The sequence below is a fragment of the Micromonospora sagamiensis genome, assembly GCF_014680085.1.
GTDB lineage: Bacteria > Actinomycetota > Actinomycetes > Mycobacteriales > Micromonosporaceae > Micromonospora > Micromonospora inyonensis.
Window position 1 is genome coordinate 2,996,572 of the sequence record NZ_AP023438.1, and the last position, 24,159, is coordinate 3,020,730.

The 24,159-nt window shown below is 72.1% G+C and carries 23 protein-coding genes; 14 read left to right on the top strand and 9 right to left on the bottom strand.

Going from position 1 to position 24,159, the window contains the following annotated elements:
- Positions 1-14 precede the first annotated feature (14 nt).
- Positions 15-386, bottom strand: a complete 372-nt coding sequence (locus tag IGA62_RS12985; RefSeq protein WP_145821328.1) for a VOC family protein — start codon at positions 384-386, stop codon at positions 15-17.
- 67 nt (positions 387-453) lie between these two features.
- Positions 454-930 carry a methylated-DNA--[protein]-cysteine S-methyltransferase gene (locus IGA62_RS12990; RefSeq protein WP_145821326.1) on the bottom strand — a complete coding sequence of 159 codons (477 nt, stop codon included), beginning with the start codon at positions 928-930 and terminating at the stop codon, positions 454-456.
- A gap of 70 nt (positions 931-1,000) precedes the next feature.
- Here IGA62_RS12990 and IGA62_RS12995 point away from each other — a divergent pair, with 70 nt between their 5' ends.
- From IGA62_RS12995 to IGA62_RS13015, 5 genes are all read left to right on the top strand, one after another.
- On the top strand, positions 1,001-1,483 hold the full coding sequence (locus IGA62_RS12995; RefSeq protein WP_145821324.1) for a sigma factor: 483 nt from the start codon (positions 1,001-1,003) through the stop codon (positions 1,481-1,483).
- 131 nt (positions 1,484-1,614) lie between these two features.
- A complete protein-coding gene (locus tag IGA62_RS13000; RefSeq protein ID WP_145821322.1) occupies positions 1,615-1,821 on the top strand; it encodes a hypothetical protein in 207 nt (68 codons plus the stop codon).
- 28 nt (positions 1,822-1,849) lie between these two features.
- Positions 1,850-2,371 (top strand): hypothetical protein, encoded by a 522-nt coding sequence (locus IGA62_RS13005; RefSeq protein WP_232625071.1) that lies wholly within the window; start codon positions 1,850-1,852, stop codon positions 2,369-2,371.
- A 28-nt stretch (positions 2,372-2,399) separates the two neighbouring features.
- Positions 2,400-3,911 (top strand): flotillin family protein, encoded by a 1,512-nt coding sequence (locus IGA62_RS13010; RefSeq protein ID WP_145821319.1) that lies wholly within the window; start codon positions 2,400-2,402, stop codon positions 3,909-3,911.
- A gap of 76 nt (positions 3,912-3,987) precedes the next feature.
- Positions 3,988-4,410, top strand: coding sequence for a VOC family protein (locus tag IGA62_RS13015; RefSeq protein WP_145821317.1), 423 nt, complete (start codon positions 3,988-3,990; stop codon positions 4,408-4,410).
- A gap of 488 nt (positions 4,411-4,898) precedes the next feature.
- On the opposite strand, the gene IGA62_RS13020 is transcribed toward IGA62_RS13015, so the two are convergent.
- Positions 4,899-5,741 (bottom strand): alpha/beta hydrolase, encoded by an 843-nt coding sequence (locus tag IGA62_RS13020; protein WP_145821315.1) that lies wholly within the window; start codon positions 5,739-5,741, stop codon positions 4,899-4,901.
- Positions 5,741-7,201 carry a CCA tRNA nucleotidyltransferase gene (locus IGA62_RS13025; protein ID WP_145821313.1) on the bottom strand — a complete coding sequence of 487 codons (1,461 nt, stop codon included), beginning with the start codon at positions 7,199-7,201 and terminating at the stop codon, positions 5,741-5,743. The genes IGA62_RS13020 and IGA62_RS13025 overlap by 1 nt, the downstream gene beginning before the upstream one ends.
- Before the next feature lie 126 nt (positions 7,202-7,327).
- On the opposite strand from IGA62_RS13025, the gene murJ reads away from it, so the two are divergent.
- The 7 genes from murJ to IGA62_RS13060 all read left to right on the top strand — a co-directional run bounded on the left by murJ (position 7,328) and on the right by IGA62_RS13060 (position 15,748).
- Complete coding sequence (gene murJ, locus IGA62_RS13030) at positions 7,328-9,070, top strand: murein biosynthesis integral membrane protein MurJ (RefSeq protein ID WP_145821311.1); 1,743 nt, start codon at positions 7,328-7,330, stop codon at positions 9,068-9,070.
- A 428-nt stretch (positions 9,071-9,498) separates the two neighbouring features.
- The gene (locus IGA62_RS13035) at positions 9,499-11,106 is read left to right on the top strand and encodes a protein kinase family protein (protein WP_145821309.1); all 1,608 of its coding nucleotides are present in this window, start codon (positions 9,499-9,501) and stop codon (positions 11,104-11,106) included.
- A 46-nt stretch (positions 11,107-11,152) separates the two neighbouring features.
- Positions 11,153-11,926 (top strand): RNA polymerase sigma factor SigM, encoded by a 774-nt coding sequence (sigM, locus tag IGA62_RS13040; protein WP_145821306.1) that lies wholly within the window; start codon positions 11,153-11,155, stop codon positions 11,924-11,926.
- Positions 11,923-12,870: a hypothetical protein gene (locus tag IGA62_RS13045; protein ID WP_145821304.1), complete on the top strand. Its 948-nt coding sequence runs from the start codon at positions 11,923-11,925 to the stop codon at positions 12,868-12,870. Before sigM ends, IGA62_RS13045 begins: the two co-directional genes overlap by 4 nt.
- 180 nt (positions 12,871-13,050) lie before the next feature.
- Positions 13,051-14,001, top strand: coding sequence for a thioredoxin-disulfide reductase (trxB, locus tag IGA62_RS13050; protein ID WP_145821302.1), 951 nt, complete (start codon positions 13,051-13,053; stop codon positions 13,999-14,001).
- Between the two features lie 33 nt (positions 14,002-14,034).
- Positions 14,035-14,358, top strand: a complete 324-nt coding sequence (gene trxA / locus IGA62_RS13055; RefSeq protein ID WP_091454056.1) for a thioredoxin — start codon at positions 14,035-14,037, stop codon at positions 14,356-14,358.
- Between the two features lie 220 nt (positions 14,359-14,578).
- On the top strand, positions 14,579-15,748 hold the full coding sequence (locus tag IGA62_RS13060) for an N-acetylmuramoyl-L-alanine amidase (RefSeq protein WP_145821300.1): 1,170 nt from the start codon (positions 14,579-14,581) through the stop codon (positions 15,746-15,748).
- 78 nt (positions 15,749-15,826) lie between these two features.
- On the opposite strand, the gene IGA62_RS13065 is transcribed toward IGA62_RS13060, so the two are convergent.
- Positions 15,827-16,492, bottom strand: coding sequence for a GNAT family N-acetyltransferase (locus IGA62_RS13065; RefSeq protein WP_145821298.1), 666 nt, complete (start codon positions 16,490-16,492; stop codon positions 15,827-15,829).
- Between the two features lie 318 nt (positions 16,493-16,810).
- Here IGA62_RS13065 and IGA62_RS13070 point away from each other — a divergent pair, with 318 nt between their 5' ends.
- Both IGA62_RS13070 and IGA62_RS13075 read left to right on the top strand, forming a co-directional pair.
- Complete coding sequence (locus IGA62_RS13070; protein WP_145821295.1) at positions 16,811-18,121, top strand: aminotransferase-like domain-containing protein; 1,311 nt, start codon at positions 16,811-16,813, stop codon at positions 18,119-18,121.
- Between the two features lie 7 nt (positions 18,122-18,128).
- A complete protein-coding gene (locus IGA62_RS13075) occupies positions 18,129-19,139 on the top strand; it encodes a D-alanine--D-alanine ligase family protein (RefSeq protein WP_145821293.1) in 1,011 nt (336 codons plus the stop codon).
- A gap of 78 nt (positions 19,140-19,217) precedes the next feature.
- Here the strand turns inward: IGA62_RS13075 and IGA62_RS13080 are convergent, their stop codons facing one another.
- The 4 genes from IGA62_RS13080 to rsmG all read right to left on the bottom strand — a co-directional run bounded on the left by IGA62_RS13080 (position 19,218) and on the right by rsmG (position 24,049).
- A complete protein-coding gene (locus IGA62_RS13080) occupies positions 19,218-19,988 on the bottom strand; it encodes a hypothetical protein (RefSeq protein WP_232624998.1) in 771 nt (256 codons plus the stop codon).
- Positions 19,989-20,604: 616 nt separating this feature from the next.
- Positions 20,605-21,633 (bottom strand): ParB/RepB/Spo0J family partition protein, encoded by a 1,029-nt coding sequence (locus IGA62_RS13085; protein ID WP_145821290.1) that lies wholly within the window; start codon positions 21,631-21,633, stop codon positions 20,605-20,607.
- Between the two features lie 27 nt (positions 21,634-21,660).
- Positions 21,661-23,031 (bottom strand): AAA family ATPase, encoded by a 1,371-nt coding sequence (locus tag IGA62_RS13090; protein ID WP_269780483.1) that lies wholly within the window; start codon positions 23,029-23,031, stop codon positions 21,661-21,663.
- Between the two features lie 319 nt (positions 23,032-23,350).
- On the bottom strand, positions 23,351-24,049 hold the full coding sequence (gene rsmG, locus IGA62_RS13095) for a 16S rRNA (guanine(527)-N(7))-methyltransferase RsmG (RefSeq protein ID WP_232624999.1): 699 nt from the start codon (positions 24,047-24,049) through the stop codon (positions 23,351-23,353).
- Positions 24,050-24,159 lie beyond the last annotated feature (110 nt).

Consider the following 24,159-nt stretch of genomic DNA (forward strand, 5'->3'; position numbering starts at 1 on the left):
CCGCCGCAGTCGACTCAGCTGGCCGGACGCCGGCAGATACAGAACGGCTGCCCGACGGGGTCGATCAGCACCACCCACCGCTCACCGCCGGGCTGGAACGCCGGCTTCGACGCGCCCATCGCCACGAACTCCTTCTCGGCGATCGCGAGATCATCGACGTAGAGGTCGAGGTGATAACGCTTGTCGCTGTTCGCGTCCGGCCACCGTGGCGGACGGTAGCCCTCGACCAGGCCGAAGCCGACGGACACTCCGCTGCTGCTGATCATCGAGTACTCGGCCTGACTGTGGGTGATCTCCCAGCCGAGAACCCGGTGGTAGAAGGCGGCGTGCGCGACGGGATCCGAGCTGTCGAGGTTGACCATGATGAGTTCTGCCGTTGTCGTCATGCCGCCGAACCCTGCCCGAGGAACCTGACATCTCCTGGCAGGTACTGATCAGTCCCGACGGGGCGGGTCAGGACCAGGCGCGTTGGAGTGCCACCCGGGCCTCCAACTCCAGCAGGTGCACCTTGCGGGGCAGGCCGCCACCGAAGCCGACCAGCTTCCCGCCCGCCCCGACGATCCGGTGGCAGGGCACGATCACCGGGATCGGGTTGCGGTTGCAGGCCACCCCGACCGCCCGGGCCGCGCCCGGGTCGCCGACCGCCTTCGCCACCTCGCCGTAGGTGGCCGTCTCCCCGTACGGGATGCGGGTCATCTCCCGCCAGACCGCCCGCTCGAACTCCGAGCCCCGGCGCACGGCCACCGGCACGGTGAACTCGACCATCTCCCCGGCGAAGTACGCGTCCAACTCGGCCACCGCCTGCCGGGACAGGTCGTCGGCGGCCGGGCCGGCCGACTCCACCCGCCCGAAGTGCACGCCACAGACGGCGGTGTCGTCCACGGCCACGGAGAGTTCCCCGATCGGGGAGTCGAGCACGGTCCAGCGCATGTCCCCATTCTCCCGCCGGCCCCAGGCAAACTTTCCGCGCCGTCACGCGTCTGTAGGACGGAGGTGGGCGGTGACAGAGGTGACCGACCGGGAATTCACCGCGTTCGTCAACGAACGGGGTGACGCGCTGCTGCGCGTCGCGTACGCCCTCGCCGGCAACCAGCACGGCGCGGAGGACCTGTTGCAGAACGCGTTGTCCAAGGCGTACGCCCGGTGGCCCCGGATCCGGGGCGACGCGGAGCCGTACGTCCGGCGGATCCTCTACACCGCCCGACCGCAGGACACCGGCCTGCTCGACCTGGTCACCGGGAACGTCCGCTGGATCCGGACCGGGCCGGCGAGCATGGGCGAGGGTTCGTGGTCACCGGACGGCGGTCGGTTTCTGCACCGACCACTGCCTCTTCACCTGGGGCCCGGACGGTCGGGACGTCACGCTGCCGCAGACCGACTCCGGCAAGCCCCGCACCGAGTCGGCGCCGCACGCCCGGCGCGGTGTCCAGTTCTTCTCCGCCGACGACGGCCGGGCCACCCGGTTCGTCCCGGTGCCCGGTGACCCGTCCGGGCCGTGGTCCTGGTCGCCGGACGGACGGCTGGTCGTGGTGAAGGGGCAGACCGGCCCGCAGATCGTCGACGTCGCCACCGGGAGGATCCGGGGCCCCGCCCCCCGACGCGGACGCGGTCTGGGTGGGAAACGACCGGCTGATGCACCGGCACGGGGACAACATGATCCTCACCGCCCTCGACGGCGGAGAGCGGGAATGGCAGCCGCTGCCGCGCGACCTGGACGGCCTCGATCTCTCCCTCGCCCCAGGACTGACCGTCCCGCCGCCCGGAACGCGCGAACCGCCCAACCGTCGCCACCCGCCGATCATCCACGTGTCCGGTTGGTGACGCCCCGTAGTTGCCTGAGGTAACTAGCCTGCAGGTCGTGGCCACCGGAACGCTGATCTTCCTCGTCATCGGCGCGGTGAGCGTCGTGGTGCTGGCGTTCGCCCTGCTCGGCGGGGAACTGTTGCACGTCGTCCATCCCGACGTCGACGGGCCGGTCTCCCTGGAGGTGGTGGCCGGTTTCACCGGTGCCCTCGGCTTCGGCGGGGCCATCGCCAACGAGCTGATCGGGGGCGGCAGCCCTGGCCTGATCGCCGGTGCGGCCGGCGTGGGCGTCCTCGCGGCGGTGCCCGCCGCATGGTTCGCCGCCCGGCTCGGGCGCGCCGCCCGGACCATGCGCACCGACCCGACCCCCACCCGCGAGCACCTGGTCGGCACGCTCGGCGTGGTCGTCACCCCGATCCCCACCACCGGGTACGGCGAGGTCCGGGTACGCCTCGCCGGGCAGCCGGTGAAGCTCAACGCCCGGGCCGACCGGTCGCTCCCGGTCGGCACCCAGGTCTTCGTCGTGGAGACCCTCAGCGAGACCAGCGTGCACGTCGAGCCGTACTGAACCTTTTCGCAGAGAGACGGACCCCTACATGCCCCTCCTCATCGCCATCGGCGGAGCGGTACTGCTCCTCCTCGTCCTGGTGCTCTTCGTGCTGTCCCGGATCAAGGTGGCCGGACCGAACGAGGCGTTCATCGTCACCGGCCGGAAGGGCCGCACCACCCAGACCGCCGACGGCGGCCGGCTGACCGACAACTCCGGGCAGAAGGTCGTCCTCGGCGCGTCGGTCTTCGTCCTGCCCGTGGTGCAGAAGCTCCAGTCCCTCGACCTGTCCAGCCGGCGGATCGACGTCGGCATCAAGGGTGCGGTGAGCAAGCAGGGCATCCGCACCGACCTGCACGGCGTCGCCATCGTCAAGGTGGGCGGCACCGAGGACGCGATCCGGGCCGCCGCCCAGCGGTTCCTGCACCAGCAGGACGAGATCGAGGACTTCACCCGTGAGGTGCTGGCCGGCGCGCTGCGCTCGATCGTCGGCCGGCTCACCGTCGAGGAGGTCATCCGGGACCGGGCGGCCTTCGCCAGCGCGGTCGCCGAGGAGGCCGAGCACTCGATGACCAACCAGGGCCTGGTGCTGGACACCTTCCAGCTCCAGGACATCCTCGCCGAAGGGTCGTACCTCCAGGACCTGGGCCGGCCGGAGGCGGCGCGGGTGCTCAAGGACGCGTCCATCGCCGAGGCGCGGGCCAGGCAGCAGGCCGAGCAGGAGCGGTTGCTCGCCGAGGAGGTCATCGCCGAGGCGAACCGGAACCTGGCGTTGAAGCAGGCCGGGATCCAGGCCGAGATCGATGCGGCGAAGGCGAAGTCGGCGGCGGCCGGTCCGCTCGCCCAGGCCGAGCGGGACCAGGCGATCCTCACCGAGCAGCAGAAGGTCGCCGAGCGCAACGCCGAACTGAAGCAGCGTCAGCTCGACACCGAGGTCCGCAAGCCGGCCGACGCGGCCCGGTACAAGGTCGAGCAGGAGGCCGAGGCGGCGCGCAACGCGGCGGTGCTCAACGCCGACGCGCAGCGGCAGGCCACCATCGCCGCCGCCCAGGCCGCCGCCGAGCAGGCCCGGTTGACCGGTGAGGGTGAGCGGGCCCGCCGGGCCGCGCTGGCCGAGGCGAACGCGATCGAGGGTGCCAAGGAGGGTGAGGCCGAGCAGCGCCGCCGGAGCGCGATCGCCGAGGCGGTCGAGCGGGAGGGCCGCGCCGAGGCCGAGGCCATCCTGGCCAAGGGACAGGCCGAGGCCGAGGCGATGGCCCGCAAGGCCGAGGCGTTCGCCGCATACGGCGAGGCCGCCGTGCTGGACCTGCTGGTCCGGGTGCTGCCGCAGGTGGTCGAGGCGGCCAGCGCCCCGATCGGCGCGATCGACAAGATGACCGTCATCTCCACCGACGGCGCGTCGTCGCTGACGAAGTCGGTGGCCGGCAACGTCGCCCAGGGCCTCCAGCTCGGCTCCGACCTGACCGGTATCGACCTGCCCGGCCTGCTCGCCCGGCTCGGCGCGGCCCGGACCGACGGCACCGCCCCGGTGACGACCACGGCGGTCGAGGCCGGCAAGTAGCACAGCCCGCTTCGAGGCCCCGCTCACCCGCGCGGTGGGCGGGGCCTTGTCACAACCGTCTGGTACGTATCCCGGTATGGACGCTGCCGTACCTTTCCACTCGCCCGTGGTGGTCGCCCTGCCGATCGCCGACCGCCGGGAGTCGTACCGCTTCTATCGGGAGGCTCTGGGTCTCACCGCCGTCGGCGAGCCGGCCTCCGACGGGGTGCCCGAGCCGCTGCGGTTCGTCGTCAACGAGGGTCTGCACCTCATGCTGGTGCCCAGCGGTGGCTTCGGCTGGGTGATCGGCCCTAACGAGGTCGCTTCGCGCGGGCAGAGCGAATGTCTCCTCAACCTGGGCTTCGCCACGCCCGACGAGGTCGACCGGGGGTTCGAGCGGGCCCGGGGCGCGGGGGCCGAGGTGGTCACCGAGCCGTCGGCGAAGCCCTGGGGGTACACCGGCCTCTTCGCCGACCCGGACGGGCACCTCTGGGAGCTGGCCGCCCCAGCCGCCAGCTGACACCACCCCGACCGCGCTCGCCGCCAGTCGCTTGACGTGGCGGCGCGGTCGGTGGCGGGCTCGGTCGGTTAGCGGGCTCGGCCGTTGCCGGCGCGTCGTTGTGTCCAGGGCTGCGGCGACGGTTGCTCTGGTCCCGAACGGGAAGGGGACGGAGGTAACCACCCGACGTCCTCTGGAGCTGCCCCGTCTGTGCGCCCAGACCCGGACCGCCCCCGGTCACCGTCCACGCCTCCGGGTCTGCCTCGGGGTTCTTGCCCCGTCTGTGCGGGCAGCTCTACAGCGTCTGCGTCTGGGATATCCCGCGCCTACCATCCGCAGTCCTCCCGGAGCACCGCCCGCGCCAGTGAACTACTTACGCTCGGCCACGTACGTACCCGGCCAGTGAATGTCACGACCAGTCCACGCTCCCGAAGCAGGCGGACAGCCGCCCGGACCATGCCACGACGCCGTGGCCCGACGGTCGATCTTCGTACAGCCGGACCGCCTCGTCACGCCGGAACGAGCGATGAGAGCAGAGCCGCGGTCTCGGCCGGGCGGACCAGCACCCCGACGTGGCTGGCATCCAGCGACCGGACGTCGAACGGGTTGGCGGGGGTCAGCGCGTCGGCCTCGGCGATGAACCGGTCCTGGAGGGCGACCGGCATCGAACGGTCGGCGGTGAGCCGCACGTAGGTACGGGGAACGGTGCCCCACGTCGCCGCGTCGGCCCGCTCCTCGCCGGGGTCCAGGCTCTCGTCCGGTTCGAGGGTGTTCAGGTAGCCGTAGAACTCGTCGTCGGTGCCGTCGGCCAGGCATGCCTCCCGCAGCAGGGCGAGCAGCTCCGGATCGGCGGTACGCCAGTTGAAGCGCAGCGCGCCGAGTTCCATCGGATTCGCGGCGAGCAGGCCGCCGACGCCGTGCAGGACGCTCGACGCGTTCTCGGCCGAGGTCTGGTAACCGGCCGGGGTGTCGTTCACGCAGCACCACGCCGAGATGTAGACCAGCCGGTCGACCAGCTCCGGCGCGGCGTTGCCGACCCCGGTCAGGGTGATTCCGCCCCGGCTGTGCCCGACCAGGATCACCGGCCCGTGTTCGCGTACCCGCCGCAGCACGTCCAGCACGTGCGCCACGTTGTCCGCGTGGCCGATGCCGGCCATCGCGCTCGGCGTGGTCGCCAGCGCGGCGAGATCCTGTGGTGCCTGGTACGCCGCGGGGAACGTCGCGCCGAACCCGTGCCCGGGCAGGTCGACGGCGAGTGAACGGTGACCGTGCAGGGCCAGCTCGCGCTGCATGGGTGCCCAGGTGAAGGAGTTGCAGCCGGCACCGTGGACGAGGACGAAGGTCGGAGCCATCAGTCGACGATCCCCTCGGCGCGGGCCCAGCGCAGCAGCTCCGCCTCGGCGGCGTCCCGGTCGAGTGGGCCGTGCTCCAGGCGGACGTCCTTGAGGTGTTTCCAGGCCCGGCCGACGACCGGCCCCGGCGGTACGCCGAGCAGCTCCATGATCGCGTTGCCGTCCAGGTCGGGGCGGACCCGCGCCAGGTCCTCCTCGGCCGCGATCCGGGCGATCCGCTCCTCCAGCGCGTCGTAGTCCGACGCGAGCTGGGCGGCCTTGCGCCGGTTACGGGTGGTGCAGTCCGAACGGGTCAGTTTGTGCAGCCGGGACAGCAGGTCGCCGGCGTCGGTGACGTACCGGCGGACGGCCGAGTCGGTCCACTCGCCCCGGCCGTACCCGTAGAAGCGCAGGTGCAGGCCGACCAGCTTGGTCACCTGGGCGGTGACGTCCTTCGGGTAGCGCATGGCCTTCATCCGGGCCTTGGTCAGCCGCGCGCCGACCACCTCGTGGTGGTGGAAGCTGACCCGGCCGTCCGAGCCGATCGCCTTGGTCGCCGGCTTGCCCACGTCGTGCATGAGGGCGGCCATCCGGAGGACGAAGTCGGGGCCGTCCTCCTCCAGCGCGACCGCGTTGCTGACCACGGTGAGCGTGTGCTCGTAGACGTCCTTGTGCTGGGCGTGCTCGTCGATCTCCAGCTTGAGGCCGGTCAGTTCGGGGAGGAACCGCTCGGCCAGCCCGGTGTCGACCAGCAGCCGCAGCCCGGTGACCGGGTCAGCGCCGCTGAGCAGCTTGGTGAACTCGTCCCGGATCCGCTCGGCGGTGATCCGGTCCAGGTCGGCGGCCATCCGGGTCATCGCCACGCGGACGTCCGGGTGCACGGCGAAACGGAGCTGCGCGGCGAACCGCGCCGCCCGCAGCATCCGCAGCGGGTCGTCGCCGAAGGACTCCCGGGGCGTCCCCGGGGTACGGATCACCCGGGCGGCGAGGTCGTCCAGGCCGCCGTACGGATCGGTGAACCGGTGCTCGGGCAGGCTCACCGCCATCGCGTTGACGGTGAAGTCGCGCCGCTTCAGGTCGTCGGTCAGGTTCGTCCCGTACGCCACCACCGGGTTGCGGCTGACCTGGTCGTACGACTCGGCGCGGAAGGTGGTGATCTCCAACCGGAGGCCGCCGCGCTGCGCGCCGATGGTGCCGAACTCGCGTCCGGTCTCCCAGATCGACTCGGCCCAGCCCTTGAGCACCTTGAGCGTCTGGTCCGGGTGGGCGTCGGTGCAGAAGTCGAGATCCTCGCCGAGCCGGCCGAGCAGGGCGTCCCGGACCGAACCACCCACCAGGTGCAGCTCGTGGCCGGCACTGGCGAACCGGCGGCCCAGTTCGTCGGCGACCGGGGAGACGCGGAGCAGTTCGGCGACGGCGTTGCGCTGCGCGGCGGTGAGCTGGCGGCGGTCGGCGGCGTGGGGTACGGAGGCTTCGGACATCGGAGCGCCAGCCTAGCGGTCCGGCGTCCGAACTGGTCCGCCGGGCGCGGCTCGGGCAGACGTTGACTAAGGTCTTGGTCGTGTGCGGGCCCGTGCCCGGCCATCTCGTACCCCTTGGGAGGCTCGATGAGCGGCGGGCTCTACCGCAGCGCGAACGCCGGCTGGGGGGACGACCGCCGGTCGGACGGTGCCACGTACATCTCCGCCGAGCCGCTGAACCAGCCCGCGCTGGAGTCGACCGCCCCGCCGGCCGAGCAGGTCGGCGAGACCAGTGCCGCGACGAACAGCGCGGTGATGGCGATCGGCAGCCTGGTCAGCCGGGGTACGGGCTTCCTGCGCACGCTCGCCCTGACCGCCGCGCTCGGCGGTGCGCTGGTCGGTGACGCGTACACCACCGCGCAGATCCTCCCCGGGATGGTCTACGAGTTCCTGCTCGGCGGCATCCTGACCAGCGTCCTGATCCCGGTGCTGGTCCGCCGCCGCAAGTCCGACGCCGACGGCGGCCAGGCGTACGCCCAGCGGCTGCTCACCCTGGCCGTGCTCGCGCTCGGCGTCGCCGTACTGCTGGCGCTGCTCGGCGCTCCGCTGCTCACCGCGCTCTACGGAGGTGACCAGTCGAGCGAGGGCTATCGGAAACTGGTCACCGCGCTGTCGTACCTGATGTTGCCGATGATCTTCTTCACCGGCCTGAGCGCGTTGATCAGCGCGGTGCTCAACACCCGGGGGCACTTCGCCGCCCCGATGTGGGCACCGATCCTGAACAACCTGGTGGTGATCGGCACCGCCGGGCTCTACATCGCCATCTTCGGCGCGGAGATCATCAAGCCGGAGGAGATGACCACCGGCCGGGTCCTGCTGATCGGCGGGGGCACCCTGCTCGGCGTGGCGATCCAGTCGTTCGGGCTGCTCCCGGCGCTCCGCAAGGTCGGCTTCCGGTGGAAGCTCCGCTTCGACTTCCGGGCCCTGGGCCTGGCCGAGCTGGGCCGCCTCGGCATCTGGATGTTCTGCTACGTGGCGGTCAGCCAGATCGGCCTGATCGTGCTGTTCAACCTGCTCAACCGGGCTGGCCGGGAGAACGCCGCCGGTCCGCTGATCTACAACAACGTCTTCCTGCTGCTGATGATGGCGCACGGCATCATCGCGGTGTCGATCATCACGGCGCTGATGCCCCGGATGAGCGCCGCCGCCGCCGACGGCCGGTACGCCGACCTCGCCGCCGACCTGTCCCGGGGCACCCGGACGGTCTCGGCGGTGCTCGCCCCGATCGCGGTCTGCTACGCGGTGCTGGCCACCCCGCTGGCGAACACCCTGTTCCGGTACGGCGCGTTCAGCGCGGAGAACGCCGACGCCACCTCGCTGGTGCTGCTGGTCGCCGCCGTCGCGCTGGTCCCGTTCGCGGTGAGTCAGCTCTTCACCTTCGCCTTCTACGCGCTGCCCGACACCCGCACCCCGGCCCTGATCAACATCCCGGTGGTGGCGCTCCGGATCGGGGTGCAGATCGTCCTGTTCGCCGCGTTCTCGGCGAGCTTCGCCGCCGCCGGCATGATGATCGGCAACGCGGTGTCGTACCTGGCCGCCGCGATCGGCTCGGCCTGGCTGCTGCGCCCCCGGGTGGGGCGGATCGGGCTCGGCGGGATCGTCCGCACCCTGGGCAAGGTCCTGGTCGCCGCGGCCGGTGCCGCGCTGGTCGGACTGCTGGTGGTCTGGCTGCTGCCGGGCGACGACACGCCGAGCCGGCTGGAGGCGATCGTCCAGCTCGTGATCGGCGGGGCGGTCATCGCCGGCACGTACCTCGGACTCGCCATGCTGCTGCGGATCGGCGAGATCACCGAGGTGGTCGGCATGGTCCGCCGCCGACTCGGCCGCTGATCCCCAGCCTGTGGACAGTGCGTGACGGTGGATCACCACCTGGGGATGTACCTGTGGATAACTCAGCGAGCCGCCGCTCACCTACCGGTTCGGCCTGTGGATAACCAGCCGTACGGATGAGCATGGCCAGACGATCGGGGGGAACCCGGCGGCAGTCGACCTGCTCGGTCGGTGTCGGCGGGCCCCTCCGGTCACCGCTTGCGGACAGCCTCTAGATTTGGCACGTACATGTACCAGCAACGTGGCTGACAACGGTCGTAACCGGACACGCCACCCGTAACCGGCACCCTGTGCGGGTACGGCGGCAAGATGACATGTCGGGGAGACACGCAACCCAGGTAAGGTCGCTCTCGACGGGTACGGCCGCCGGCGGCGCTCCGCGTCGACGACACGAGCCGGTTCCTTGACGAGGCAGAGCGGAAAGCCACATGCCCAGCAGTTCGGGTCCATCGATCGACACGATCACCAAGGGAGGACGGGTGACCCAGGTCGGCGAGGGTCAGGAGGCGGAGGAAAGCGCTCCGTCCGTCATGACCTTCGGTGCTCCCACGGTCGGTGAGATCCTTGCCGAGCGGTACGAACTGGTCGAGCACATCAACGACGACAGTGCGGGCCGGCAGGTCTGGCGCGGGGTCGACGTCATCCTGCGCCGCCCGGTCGCGGTCGTGCTGCGGCACCCCGGTGGCGACTCGGCCACCGAGATGCTCCAGGCCGCGGTCGCCGCCAGCCGGGTCATCCACCCCAACCTGGCCGGCGTCTACGACGCCATCGACGAGGCCGAGCGGGCGTACGTGGTCCGCGAGTGGGTGGACGGCCGGTCGCTGCGCGAACTGACCGCCGAGGGCCCGTTGGACCCGGCGCGGGCCACCAGCATCGGGCACTCCGTGGCCAGCGCCCTGGCTGCGGTGCACGCCACCGGCATGGTGCACGGCAACGTGCACCCGGGCACCGTGATGATCAGCGACGACGGCCGCGTGGTCCTCGCCGACGCGCGGACCGACGGCGCGGACAGCCAGGAGAGCGACCTCCGGGCGGTCGGTGGCGTCCTCTACTACGCGCTCACCGGGCACTGGCCGCACGGCGAGGCCCCGCTGCACGGCGCCACCGCCGGACACGGCCGGGCCGTCATCCCGGACGCGGTCCGGGACGCCAACGGCGGCCTCGCCGCCCCCCGGCAGATCCGCGCGGGCGTGCCCGCGTACCTGGACGACCTGACCATGGACCTGCTCGACCGGCAGATTCCGCCGCCCTCGTCGGACGTGCTCACCGCCGAGCTGGGCCGGCTGGAGGTGCCCGCCGACGAGCAGTACCTCGAACAGGCCGGCCCGCTCCGGTTCACCGCCGACAACGAGGACGAGCGCACCCCGCTCTCCCCGGCCGGTGGCCGCAAGGTGGTCCTCGGTATCGCCGGCCTGCTCGTGGTCGCCCTGGTCGGCCTCCTCATCGGCGTCACCACCCTGCGCGGCGACGACGACCCCGGCGGTCAGGCCGCGAACCCGACCAGCCCGGCGGCCAGCGACGACGCTCCCGCCCCGGCACCGGCCGCCGTCCGGGCCCTGAAACTCGGCCCCGACCAGGTTCGCGTGATCGACCCGGACAGCAAGGCCCGGGACGAGTTCGACGGCATCGAGAAGGTCGTCGACGGGGACCAGGACGAGGCCTGGCAGACGGACGGCTACTACAACGCCAAGTTCAGCAACCTCAAGGGCGGCATGGGGATCCTGATCGACCTCAAGCAGCCGCAGACGGTGAAGTCGGTGGAGGCGCTGCTGTCCAACCGGGGTGCCACCGGGCAGATCTACGTCGGCACCGCCGACCACCCGTCCACCTCGGCCGGCGACAAGGCCCTCGTCGAGGCGTTCAAGAGCAAGCAGATCGGCCCGACGCTGGAGAACCACGGCGCGAAGATGGTCTTCGACGGCTTCGAGGCCGACCAGAAGTACCAGTACCTCCTCTTCTGGGTCACCGACCTGCCGGAGATCGACGCGGGCAAGTACAAGCTCATCGTCCAGGAGATCACGGTCCAGGTGCAGTGAACCGGCGCGCACGGCGATCCGACCACCCCGATCACGGGACGTGGCGATGACCGGGCGTGGCACGGGCGCGGGTGGTGTGCCGGTCGGTCCGCCACCCCTGCTCGCCGCCGACACCGTCGCCACCGACGCCGACCTGCTCGCCGCCCACGTCGCCGGGGACCGCGACGCCTTCACCGAGCTGTTCCGGCGACACCGCGACCGGCTCTGGGCGGTGGCGGTCCGCACCATCGGCGACCGGGAGGAGGCGGCCGACGCCCTCCAGGACGCGCTGCTCTCCGCGCACCGCGCGGCGGCCCGGTTCCGGGGCGACTCGGCGGTCACCACCTGGCTGCACCGGATCGTGGTCAACGCCTGCCTGGACCGGATGCGACGCCGGCAGGCCCACCCCACCGTCCCGCTGCCGGACGGCAACCGGTCCGACGACCCGGCGGCCACCGGCGGCGTCGAGCCGGCCGCCCCCGCCCCGGACCACGACACCGCGCTGGTGGTCCGGCAGGCCCTCGCGCAACTGCCCGTCGAACAGCGGGCCGCGTTGGTCCTGGTCGACGTGCAGGGCTACCCGGTGGCCGAGGTGGCCCGCATCCTCCACGTGGCCGAGGGCACGGTGAAGAGCCGGTGCGCCCGGGGCCGAGCGCGGCTGGCCGTCCTGCTCGGGCATCTCCGCACCGGCGGTGACGGGCCGTCGGACCATGCCGGTGCCTCCCGGTCGGCCCAGCCGGACGTGCCCGGCGTCACCAGCGGGAACCCCCGAGCACCCGGGGACGTCGGATCAGGGCCGGGGCGGTCCCGGAAACCCACCGACCAGAGGGAGAACACGTGACGGCCGGGCGGTTCGGGGAGGTCGACCACGACCTGCTCGCCGACTACGTCGGTGGCGCGCTGGACGGCACAACCGACGAGACCACGGTCGCCCGGCTGGTGGCGGAGGATCCGGCCTGGGCACGTGCGCACGACGAACTGGCCGCCGCGATGAACCGGGTCGGCGCCGCACTGGCCGCCTGGGGCGGGTCGACGCCCACCATGCCGGAGACGGTGGCCGACCGCCTCACCGCCGCGCTCGCCGGGGCCGGTCCGGCGGCACCGGCCATCGTGCCCGCCCAGGCGTCGCCGTCGCCGACCGTCGCCGTCAGCAGCACCTCCGGCGGCGAGTCGAGCCGAACGGTGGCCGTGGTCGGCGCGTCCCCACGCCCGGCCGGGCGTGGCCGGCGGCGCTGGTCCCGCCGGACGGCCCCGGTGCTGGTCGCCGCAGCGGCGATGGTCGCGGCCGGCTTCGGCGTCACCCAGTTCGTCGGGTCCAGGGTCGGGCAGCCGGAGGCGGGATCGGCCCGGGACACCGCGGTCGCGGGCAGCGCGCCGCGCGACGCGTTCCGGCTCACCACCGCCCCCACCCGGACCGGCACCAGCTACACCCCGGACACCGTCGGCACGATGTCCGGCGGGCCGGGCGTGCTCTCCAACAACAGCGCCAGCCCCGCCCGGCAGCCCGACGACGAGTCGGAACCGCGCGTCCAGGCACCCGTCGCCGACCTGGACCGGCTCACCGACCGGACGGCGCTCGACACCTGCCTCGGTGCGGTCGGCGCGGCGCACGGCCGGGGGCGGATCACCGTGGACCGGGTCGAGTACGCGGCGTTCCAGGGCGCACCGGCGCTGGTGATCGGCCTCGTCGACGCCGAGGGCGATCGCTGGGTCGTGGTGACCGGGCCGGAGTGCGGGGTGCCGGGATCCGGCGCGGACACCCGCTACCGCGCGCAGGTAGGGTGAGGTCGCGGTCACCGGACGTCCGATCATCCACGTGACGTCACCCACCGGACGACCGGGCCGGGAATCCCCACTTCGTACGATGACGTTCTGCATGGCAGTTGCCGACGATGCCAGGCGTCGGTACTCGGATCGACATCGGTGCGCGCGCCGGTGCCGAACACACACACTCGGGAGACGGCAGTGGACGAGGTCCGCAACCTGATCATCATCGGCTCAGGGCCCACCGGTTACACGGCCGCGGTCTACGCGGCGCGCGCCAACCTCAAGCCACTGGTCATCGAGGGCGTGCAGTCCGGTGGCGCACTGATGACGACCACCGAGGTGGAGAACTTCCCCGGCTTCGCCGACGGCATCCTCGGCCCCGAGCTGATGGACAACATGCGCAAGCAGGCCGAGCGGTTCGGCGCGGAGTTCCTCACCGACGACGTGACCCGGGTGGAGCTGGTGGACACCGGCACGCCGGGTTCCGGTGCGACGAGCACCGTCTGGGTCGGCGAGACCGCGTACCGGGCCCGCGCCGTCATCCTGGCCACCGGCTCGGCGTGGCGGCCGCTGGGCGTCCCCGGCGAGCAGGAGTACCTGGGCCACGGCGTGTCGTCCTGCGCCACCTGTGACGGCTTCTTCTTCCGCAACCAGCACATCGTGGTGGTCGGCGGCGGCGACTCCGCGATGGAGGAGGCGAGCTTCCTCACCCGGTTCGCCGAGTCGGTCACCATCGTGCACCGGCGCGACTCGTTCCGGGCCAGCAAGATCATGGCCGAGCGGGCGCTGACCAACGAGAAGATCAAGGTCGAGTGGAACACCACCGTCGAGGAGATCCTCGGCGCGGACAACAAGGTGACCGGCGTCCGGTTGCGTAACGTGCACACCGGCGAGACGAAGGTGCTCGACGTCACCGGCGTGTTCATCGCGATCGGCCACGACCCGCGCAGTGAACTCTTCCGGGGGCAGGTCGACCTGGACGACGAGGGCTACGTCAAGGTCGAGGCGCCGAGCACCCGTACCAACATCCCCGGTGTGTTCGCCGCCGGAGACCTGGTCGACCACACCTACCGGCAGGCGATCACCGCCGCCGGCACCGGCTGTGCCGCCGCGCTCGACGCCGAGCGGTTCATCGCCACCCTGAGCTGACAACCCTGTAGACAGTCCCGGAGGAGGGTCATAGTGGGTACAACGACGGCGGTCACCGACGCCAACTTCGCCACTGACGTACTGAAGTCCGACAAGCCGGTACTGGTGGATTTCTGGGCCGAGTGGTGCGTGCCGTGCCGCAAGGTCGCACCGCTGCTGGAGGAGATCGCCAACGAGATGGGCGACCAGGTTCGGATCGTCAAGCTCAACATCGACGAGAACCCGGAGACCGCCCGGGCCTACCGGGTGATGTCCGTGCCGACCCTCACCGTCTTCAAGAACGGCGAGCCGGTGCAGTCGATCGCCGGTGCCAAGCCCAAGGGCGAGCTGGTCAAGCTGATCCAGGCCGCGCTCTGACCGACGCTGCTGTCCGGAGCCCCGTACCCGTCCCGGGTGCGGGGCTCCGGCCTTTCCCGGCCGCCCCGGGCCCGGCTGACGTACGCCGGGACCGCTTCCGGCAACCGGGAACGCGGCGTCGTCGGCCACGGTACGCTCCGTAAGCGTCCTCGACGAAGAGAGCCCCTGCGTACGACCGCGGTGGGTGGCGAGAAGTCAGCAGCCGCTAAGGGGGTCGTCCGTGCGTCCGATCCGCCCCGGTGACCGGGGACCCGCCGTACGCGAGATCCGCCGGGTCCTGGCCGACCTCGACCTGCTCGTCCCGGCGGACGGGCGGACCGCCGACGCGTTCGACCCGCCCACCGAACGGGCCGTCCGGGCGTTCCAGCAGTCCCGTGGGTTGAGCGTGGACGGGCGCGTCGGCGCGGAGACCTGGCGGGCGTTGGACGCGGCCCGCTGGCGGCTCGGCGCCCGCACGCTCTACCACGCCGTGCCCGAGCCGATCACTGGCGAGGACGTGCGGTCGTTGCAGGAACGGCTGCTGGAGATGGGGTACGACGTCGGCCGCGCGGACGCCATCTACGGCGCGCGGACGGCCCGCGCACTGGCCCAGTTCCAGCGGGAGGTGGGGCTCACCCCGGACGGTTCCTGCGGCCCGCACACGCTGGACGCGCTGCGCCGGCTCGGCCGGAAGGTGGTGGGTGGTCGTCCGCAGTGGCTGCGGGAGTCCGACGCGATCCGCCAGTCCGGGCCGACGCTGGTCGGCCGGACGGTGGTCATCGACCCCGGGCACGGCGGCACCGACCCCGGTGTCGTGGTGCAGGACGGGCCGCTGCGCTGGAACGAGGCGGACCTGATGCACGACCTGGCCAGTCGGCTGGAGGGGCGGCTCGCTGCGGCGGGCGTACGGGTGCAGCTCACCCGGGGACCGTCGCCGCAGCGGTACCTGCCGGACACCGACCGGGCCGAGCTGGCGAACTCCCTCGGCGCGGACGTGTTCATCTCCCTGCACCTCGACGAGCACCGCAATCCGGACGCCGAGGGGGTGGCCACCTACCACTACGGGACGGACAACGGCGTCACCTCGGCCACCGGCGAACGGCTGGCCGGACTGGTGCAGCGGGAGATCGTCGCCCGGACCGGGCTGCGGGACTGCCGTACCCACGCCAAGGCCTGGGACCTGCTCCGGCTCACCCGGATGCCGGCGGTCCGCGTCGAGGTCGGCTACCTCACCTCGCCCGGGGACCGCCGCCGGCTGGTGGACCCCCGGTTCCGGGACCGGGTCGTCGAGGCGATCGTCGCCGCCGTGCAGCGCATGTACTTCCCGATCGAGCGGGACGTGCCGACCGGCTCGATCGACGTCAGCGAGTTGCGCGCCGTGGTGGCCGCCGGTCGCGCTCCGCAGAGCTGACCCGCCGAACCCGACGTGCCGGATGCCCCGCCTGCCGCGCGTCCGCCACGCCAGCCGCGCCCGTCCCGCGCCGGGGCGTCAGCCGGGGGTGGTGGTGGCGGTGGCTGGCCGCACCGGCCGGAGCAGGGTCTCCGGGCTCATCGAGCCGAGCAGCTTCTCCAGGGCGTACTCGACGTCGGACTTCCAGGACAGCGCGGTGCGCAGTTCCAGCCGCAGGCGCGGATAGCGGGGGTGCGGCCGTACCGTCTTGAAGCCGACGGAGAGGAAGTAGTCGGCGGGGGCGACGCAGCCGCCGGAGGTCAGGTCGTCGACGTCGCCGAACTTCGCGTCCCCGAACGCCTCGATCGCCTTGATCCCACGCTTGGTGAGGTCCCGGGCGACCCCCTGCACCAGCATCCGGCCGAGCCCGCCCCCGGCGAAGGACGGCACCACGTGCGCGGTCATCAGCAGCGCGGCGTCGGCGGAGACCGGAGAGGTGGGGAAGGCCATCGAGCGGGGCACGTACGCCGGCGGGGCGAACATCACGAACCCGGCCGGCATGCCGTCGACGTAGACGAGCTTGCCGCAGGAGCCCCACTCCAGCAGGGTCTGCGAGACCCATGCCTCCTTCTCCAGACCCGGGTCGCCGGCGGCACAGGCACGGTCGGCAGAGACCGGATCAAGTTCCCAGAAGACGCACTGCCGGCAGGGGCGAGGCAGGTCTTCCAGGGTGTCGAGGGTCAGGCTGACCAGACGTCGCGACATTGGCGCATCCCCAGAATAGGCTTGGAGGTGACGACACCGCGAGCACGCCGCCGCGTTTGTCCCCGACGAGCGATCGTACGCCGCAACCCGCCGCAGTGGGGAGGGGACGCGCGAACACCACCCGGGGGAGGGTCGGCACCCCGGTCCGGGATGTGGACGCTTGCTCACGTTCCATCCCCGTCACGACCAGCACGGACTACGATCGACCAACCGGTGTCCCGCGTCGCCACGGGCCGTCCGTCCGGCGCCGGACAGGGTGTCGCCGCGGCGGTCCGCAGCCGGGGCGGGATCCACCCGAGGAGCCGATGGGGTGATGTCATGACCGGCACGACGCTCGACGACTACACCGACCGGTACGCGCGGCGCGTGCGGGGCATGACCGCGTCGGAGATCCGCGCGCTCTTCGCCGTCGCCAGCCGCCCGGAGGTGGTGTCGCTCGCCGGGGGCGCACCGTACATCGCCGCACTGCCGCTCGACGCGGTGGGCGAGATGCTCGGCCGGCTCGGGGCCGAGCACGGGACCACCACCCTCCAGTACGGCATCGGGCAGGGCCTGCCGGAGCTGCGCGAGCGGATCTGCGAGGTGATGGCCCTCTCCGGCATCGACGCCTCGTGCGGCGCGTCACCGGAGGACGTGGTGGTGACCGTCGGCGGGCAGCAGGCCCTCGACCTGGTCGCCCGGCTCTTCCTCGACCCCGGTGACGTGGTGCTCGCCGAGGGGCCCACCTACGTCGGCGCGCTCGGGGTCTTCCAGGCCGCCCAGGCCCAGGTCGTGCACGTCCCGATGGACGACGAGGGGCTGATCCCGGAGGCGCTGGAGGCGGCGGTCGCCGACTGCGCCCGCGCCGGCCGGCGGGTCAAGTTCCTCTACACCATCCCCACCTACCAGAACCCGGCCGGCGTGACGCTCAGCGAGGAGCGGCGGGAACGGGTGCTCGACATCTGCGAGCGGGCCGGTCTCCTGGTGGTCGAGGACGACCCGTACGGGCAGCTCGGCTTCGAGTCGGAGGCCCCCGCGCCGCTGCGCGCCCGCCGCCGCGACGGCGTCTTCTACCTCAGCACGTTCTCCAAGACCTTCGCACCCGGACTGCGGGTCGGCTGGATCCTCGCCCCGCACGCGGTCCGCGACAAGCTGGTCATCGCCAGCGAGGCGCAGATCCTCTGTCCCAGCGGGTACGCCCAGGCCGCCGTCTCCGCCTACCTGCGCACGATGCCCTGGCAGGAGCAGCTCAAGGTCTACCGGGAGGTCTACCGGGAGCGCCGGGACGCCATGCTCACCGCCCTGGCCGACCTGATGCCGGCCGGCACCACCTGGACCCGGCCGGCCGGCGGTCTCTTCGTCTGGGCGACCCTGCCCGAAGGGCTCGACTCCAAGGCGATGATGCCCCGGGCGATCGCCGCCCGGGTGGCGTACGTGCCCGGCACCGGCTTCTACGCCGACGGCTCCGGCAGCAGCCACATGCGGCTCAACTTCTCGTTCCCCGCCCCGGAGCGGATCCGGGAGGGTGTCCGTCGGCTGGCCGGCGTCATGGAGCAGGACATCGCCATGCGGCGGGTCTTCGGCCAGGTCAGCCAGCCGGGACGACGCGGGCAGGCCGGTGCGGACACACCCGGCCCCGACTTGGCATGATCTCGGCATGTCTGCCAGCCTGACCGACCACTCCGGCTCCACCAGCTCCCGGTCGCCCGACCCGGCCGTCGGGGAGCTGCGGGTCCTCGTCCTCGCCGGCGGCCTGTCGTACGAACGCGAGGTCTCGCTGAAGTCCGGCCGTCGGGTGCTCGACGCGCTCCGCGCGGCCGGGGTGGAGGCGGAGCTACGGGACGCCGACGTCGCCCTGCTGCCCGCGCTGGCGGCCGACCCGCCGGACGCGGTGGTGATCGCGCTGCACGGCGCAACCGGTGAGGACGGCTCGCTCCGGGGCGTACTGGACCTCTGCGGGATCCCGTACGTCGGCTGCGACGCCCGCTCCGCCCGCCTGGCGTGGGACAAGCCCTCCGCCAAGACGGTGCTCCGCGAGGCGGGCATTCCGACTCCCGACTGGGTGGCTCTGCCGCACGACCGTTTCTCGGAGCTGGGCGCGGTGGCGGTACTGGACCGGATCGTCGACCGGATCGGTCTGCCGGTGATGGTGAAGCCGGCACAGGGTGGTTCCGGGCTGGGTGCCGCCGTCGTCCGGGACGCCGCCGCGCTGCCCGCCGCGATGGTGGGCTGCTTCGCGTACGACTCGACCGCCCTGGTCGAGCGGTACGTCCCCGGGAGGGACGTGGCGGTCACCGTGATCGACCTCGGGGAGGGCCCCCGGGCACTGCCGGCGGTGGAGATCGTGCCGCGCAACGGCGTCTACGACTACGCCGCCCGCTACACCGCCGGCCGGACGACCTGGCACGCCCCGGCACGGCTGGCGGACGACGTGGCCGCCCGGGTGGCCGAGGTGGCCGTCGCCGCGCACACCGCCCTCGGGCTGCGGGACATCTCCCGGGTCGACCTCATCGTGGACGACCCGGGGCACCCGCACGTCCTGGAGGTGAACGTGTCGCCGGGCATGACCGAGACCTCGCTGCTGCCGCTGGCGGTCCAGGCCGCCGGGCTCGACTTCGGGCGGGTGCTCGAATCACTGGTGGTGCAGGCCGCCGCCCGCCGCCCGTAGCAGCCCCATCAGCTTCAGTACCACGGCATCAGGGCCGGACGGTCTCCCGTCCGGCCCTGATGTTCGTCTCCGGCCGGGTCAGGTCGTCCCCGGTCGGTCCGCCTCGTCGACGTGGGCCGGGTCCGCAGCGGATTGGTCCGGGTCGGTTCGGGGTGCCGGAATCCGAGCGGCTGCGTCGTCGGTCTCGTCGGCTGCCTCGATCACCGAACCGCCCTCGGTCTCCGTCCGTTCCTCCTCCACGCGGAAGGAGTCGCTGAAACTCGCCGGAGCCTGCCACTGGATCCGGGACGGCTCGGTCATCGGTCGCCCACCGAACTCTCCGAGCCAGGCCGCTACCAGGGCCAGGTTCTCCCGCCACTGTTCCTCGGAGATCGGCGGAAGGATCGAGTCCCACAGGGAGAGGAACGTCCCGCGCAGTTGCAGCCGGCCGTACGGGCGGGCCAGGAACCACAGATGAAAGTGCGACGACCCGTCACCCCACCGGTTGACGTGCACGCGGGCCACCCCGTCCAACGACCGGATCGCCCGCTCCAGACGCACCGTCATCACGCCCAGTTCGGCGGCGAGCAGGTTCGGCAGGTCCCCCAGGTCGAGGTGGGAGCGGGACTCCAGGATCAACACCATCGGCAGACCCGTCGGCCGGTCCATCGCCCGGACCCGCCAGCGTTCCCCCACCCAGATGTACGCCTCGTCCGGCGCACCGCAGGCCGTGCACTCCCGGTCCCCCTCACCCCTGCGGGGAGGCTCGACCGGGACCGGATCGTCGAGCTGCTTGACGCGGAGGTCGCCCTCGAAGGGGAAGGAGGGCCATTGGGTGAAGTCCGGGACCGCAGGAGGCGTGTGGGGCACGAGGCTGACCCTAACCGAGTCGACGACCCCTGTCCCCACCCGAATCCGTGGTCCTGTCGGCACTCGTCGTCAGGGATCGGGTACGTCGCTCACCGCTCCCTCGGGCCCGCCGGCCCGGTCACGGAACGCGACTTCCCGGCGCGACCTGACGGTCAACTTCCCGGCGACTGAGTCGCGCATCACACCCGTCATCCACAGGCTCGGACGCCGTTCCACGCGCGGTTTCACGTGAAACGGGACTACCTGTGGATAACTTCTGTGGATAACTACGACGCGTCGGACGGGTTGTGGACAACCACGGACCGCTTCGGGCAACCGCCGCCCGCTCCGTCTCGTCCTACCGGAATCGCCACGGCCGGCCCCGGCAGGCGCTGTGCTCGGCTGTCGCCGCGTTTCACGTGAAACGCGGGCGGCGGGCGGCGGGCGGCGGGCGGCGGGCGGCGGGCGGCGGGCGGCGGGCGGCGGGCGGCGGGCGGCGGGCGGCGGGCGGCGGGCGGCGGGCGGCGGGCGGCGGGCGGCGACGAAATATAGAACGACCGCGAGCCGGATCGGGTTCCGGGTCGCGGTCGTTTCCTGGCGCGGAGGCGCTACGCCTCCCGGGTCGTTCGTCGAGGGATCAGGCCTCCGGTTCCTCCTCCTGCCCGACACCGATGAGCCCGACGATCCGCTCGAGGTCGTCCACCGTCGCGAACTCAATCGTGATCTTGCCCTTGTTCCGGCCGATGTCCACCTTCACCCGGGTGTCGAACCGGTCGGAGAGACGGTCGGCGAGGTCGGTGAGGGCGGGTGCGTGCGGCTTGGGCCGCCGTCGGGCGGCCGGCGTTCTCGTCGTACCCTCCTCGCTCAGTGCGAGGGAGACGATTTCCTCGGTCGCCCGTACCGAGAGGCCCTCGGCCACGATACGGAGCGCGAGCTGCTCCTGGGCCTCGGCCTCGTCGAGGCTAAGGAGGGCGCGCGCATGCCCGGCGGAGAGCACCCCGGCTGCGACCCGACGCTGCACCTGGGGCGGCAGGTTGAGCAGCCGGATGGTGTTCGAGATCTGTGGACGGCTCCGCCCGATGCGGCGGGCCAGTTCCTCGTGGGTCGCCCCGAACTCCTCCAGCAGCTGCTGGTACGCGGCCGCCTCTTCGAGCGGGTTCAGGTTGGCCCGGTGGATGTTCTCCAGCAGCGCGTCCCGGAGCATCGCGTCGTCCCGGGTGTCCCGGACGATCGCCGGGATGTTCTCCCGGCCCACCGCCTGGGCGGCCCGCCAGCGCCGCTCGCCCATCACCAGCTCGTACTTCTCGCCGTCGAGCTGGCGCACCACGATGGGCTGAAGGAAGCCGACCTGCTCGATGGAGGTCTTCAGTTCCTCCAGCGCCTCCTCGTCGAAGACCTGTCGGGGCTGCTTCGGGTTGGGGAGGATGGCGTCGACCGGAATCTCCGCGAACCGTGCCCCGGGCACCGGGGAGAGAGGCAGCGCCGTCGGCGCCACCTCCGGTTCCGGGACGGGGGCCGGTGGGGTCCCGGTCGGCGCGGCCGTGCCGATGGCAGGGTCGACCTCCGGGGAGGGCGGCGGTGTCGTGGTCTCCAGCGTCTCCACGGGACCGGTGGGGATGAGCGCCCCCAGCCCTCGACCCAGTCCGCCACGCGGCCGGTTCTTCATGCGACGCCTCCCAGCGACTTACCCGCACTACCCATTCCGGCTCACCGGCTCCTTGACCCCACGCTCGGCAATCTCCTGCGCGGCTGCGAAGTAACTGGTGGCACCTCGTGAACCGGGATCGTAGGTCATCACCGACTGGCCGTAACTCGGGGCCTCGGAGACCCGTACGTTCCGGGGAATGACCGCTTGCAGCACCTTGTCGCCGAAGTGGTTCCGGACATCCTGCTCGACCGCGTCCGCCAGCCGGGTACGCCGGTCGTACATGGTGAGCAGGATCGTGGAGACCTCCAGCATCGGGTTCAGGTGCTTACGAACCAGGTTGATGTTGTTGATGAGCTGGTTCAGCCCCTCCAGGGCGTAGTACTCGCACTGGATCGGGATGAGCACCTCCTGCGCGGCGACCAACGCGTTCACCGTGAGCAGGCCGAGCGACGGCGGGCAGTCGATGAAGACGTAGTCGAAGTGACCCGGGTAGGCGGCGATGGCACGGGCCAGCCTCGACTCCCGGGCCACCACCGACACCAGCTCGATCTCGGCACCCGCGAGGTCGATGGTGGCCGGCACGCACCACAGGTTCGGGATGCCCTCCACCTCCTGGGCGACCTCTTCCAGGGGCACGCTGTCGATCAGGCAGTCGTATACGTCCGGCACCCCGGTGTGGTGCGGGACGTTCAGCCCGGTCGAGGCGTTGCCCTGCGGGTCCAGGTCGACCACGAGGACCCGGTTCCCGTGCAGGGCGAGTGCCACCGCCAGGTTCACCGTGGTCGTGGTCTTCCCCACGCCACCCTTCTGGTTCGCGACGCACATGACCCGGGTCCGCTCGGGGCGCGGCATGGTGACCTCGCCACTGGGATTCAGGATCTGCACGGCGCGCATAGCCTCCATAGCCAACGGTGGGTCATCCTCTTCGCGCGTCGGAGTTTCACGTGAAACGTACGCGTCGCCGACCGCTTCCCCGTACGGAGAACGGGCCGACGACGTGGGCGTGTCGATGGTGCCAAAGGGCGGACCGGAAACCGCCGCCGGAGCGGGTTGCTGCGGTACGACAGGTGTGGGAGCGGGATCAGGAGGGATGACGGCTTCCACGACCCGACGAACCGGTTCGTCGACTGTCGCGGCGTCGGTTCGGTCCCCCCGGGTACGCCTGCCCTCCGGCCGGCGCGGCGCGGATTGGTGATCGGCTGTGGACGGCCCACCGCCGTAGGTGGAGTCGGACCGTCCGCCGTGGACCGTCCGGTCCCGGGGTGGAACCGCCGAGCGGCCCACCGGGTCGTCGGCGTACCGGTCGGAGACCGGCCAGGTCACTGGCTCGGTTTCACGTGAAACAGGGGCGGCCGTGGCGGGATCCGCCCGTCGTCCGGTTCCCCCGGGGTCGTCGTACCTGCCGTCGTCATGCACCTGTCATCCCTGCCCGCTTCGGATGGTCGGTCCGCACACCGTCGCTGCCGCACGTGCCCGCTCCACGAAGCGTACGGCCCGGCGGGGCGGCCGGGACCCGTGACACCGGCGCCGTCGTCCGCCCCACACTATCGACGCGCGGCCAGCCTACGGCGGACAGGCGCACAAGGTCCATGCCGAGGATCTCAGCGGTCGAGGGTCTCGCACAGGTTCAACGACCCAACACGGGGCCGGACTCCGGCCGGACCAGGACTTCCCGCCGCTCTGGCGAGACCCGGCGGCCCCATCGGCACTCTCAGGCCGGCAGGGGCCACCGGGATCAACGTCCCCGTGACCGCCCGCCCCGGCGTTTCGCCCGGCGTGGTCCGCGGGCCGGGCCGACCACACGTTCCCGCACGATCTCCACCACGGTCGCCGGTGGGTCGATCACGTCGACACCGCACCGGTACACGGTCGGCTCACCGCCGCCGAGCCGCTCCACCGTGGCCGCGTGCTCGGCAATCTCGTCGGCGACGGAGGAACCCTTCAACGCGACGAGCCGTCCACCTCGGACGGTCAACGGCAGGCACCAGGATGCCAACCGGTCAAGGGGAGCCACCGCCCGTGCGGTGACCACGTCGGCGCTGAGCGGTTCGCCACCAGCGGGGCCGGCGGCAGCCTCCTCGGCCCGGCCCCGGAACACCCGGACCATTCGGGTCAGTCCGAGCCCCTCGACCGCCTCGATCAGGAAGGCGGTCCGGCGGGCGAGTGGTTCGACCAGCGTCAGGTGCAGATCCGGACGGGCGATGGCGAGTACCAGGCCGGGCAGCCCCGCGCCGGAGCCGACGTCGATGACCGTCGCGCCGTCGGGAATCCGCTCCGCCACCGCCGCACAGTTGAGCAGGTGCCGGTCCCAGATCCGGGGGGCCTCCCGAGGGCCGATCAGGCCGCGCAGCACGCCGTCGGTGGCGAGCAGTTCGGCGTACGCGGCGGCCAGGTCGAGCCGATCGCCGAAGAGGGTCCGTGCCGCCTCCGCCAACTCCGGAGGGAGTAACGCGTCCTGGGCGGAGGGGAGGGTGGATGGGTCGGCAGGCGACGGCCCGGGTGGCGTACCACCCGGGCCGGAAACGCCAGCCGTGGCGTCGTAGG

Coding starts and splice junctions, on each gene's coding strand:
- sigM (WP_145821306.1), top strand. CDS start 11,153: ATGACCGGGCGTGGCACGGGCGCGGGTGGTGTGCCGGTCGGTCCGCCA.
- IGA62_RS13075 (WP_145821293.1), top strand. CDS start 18,129: ATGTCTGCCAGCCTGACCGACCACTCCGGCTCCACCAGCTCCCGGTCG.
- IGA62_RS13010 (WP_145821319.1), top strand. CDS start 2,400: ATGCCCCTCCTCATCGCCATCGGCGGAGCGGTACTGCTCCTCCTCGTC.
- IGA62_RS13020 (WP_145821315.1), bottom strand. CDS start 5,741: ATGGCTCCGACCTTCGTCCTCGTCCACGGTGCCGGCTGCAACTCCTTC.
- IGA62_RS13085 (WP_145821290.1), bottom strand. CDS start 21,633: ATGAAGAACCGGCCGCGTGGCGGACTGGGTCGAGGGCTGGGGGCGCTC.
- IGA62_RS12990 (WP_145821326.1), bottom strand. CDS start 930: ATGCGCTGGACCGTGCTCGACTCCCCGATCGGGGAACTCTCCGTGGCC.
- murJ (WP_145821311.1), top strand. CDS start 7,328: ATGAGCGGCGGGCTCTACCGCAGCGCGAACGCCGGCTGGGGGGACGAC.
- IGA62_RS13035 (WP_145821309.1), top strand. CDS start 9,499: ATGCCCAGCAGTTCGGGTCCATCGATCGACACGATCACCAAGGGAGGA.
- IGA62_RS13015 (WP_145821317.1), top strand. CDS start 3,988: ATGGACGCTGCCGTACCTTTCCACTCGCCCGTGGTGGTCGCCCTGCCG.
- IGA62_RS13025 (WP_145821313.1), bottom strand. CDS start 7,201: ATGTCCGAAGCCTCCGTACCCCACGCCGCCGACCGCCGCCAGCTCACC.
- IGA62_RS13065 (WP_145821298.1), bottom strand. CDS start 16,492: ATGTCGCGACGTCTGGTCAGCCTGACCCTCGACACCCTGGAAGACCTG.
- IGA62_RS12985 (WP_145821328.1), bottom strand. CDS start 386: ATGACGACAACGGCAGAACTCATCATGGTCAACCTCGACAGCTCGGAT.
- IGA62_RS13070 (WP_145821295.1), top strand. CDS start 16,811: ATGACCGGCACGACGCTCGACGACTACACCGACCGGTACGCGCGGCGC.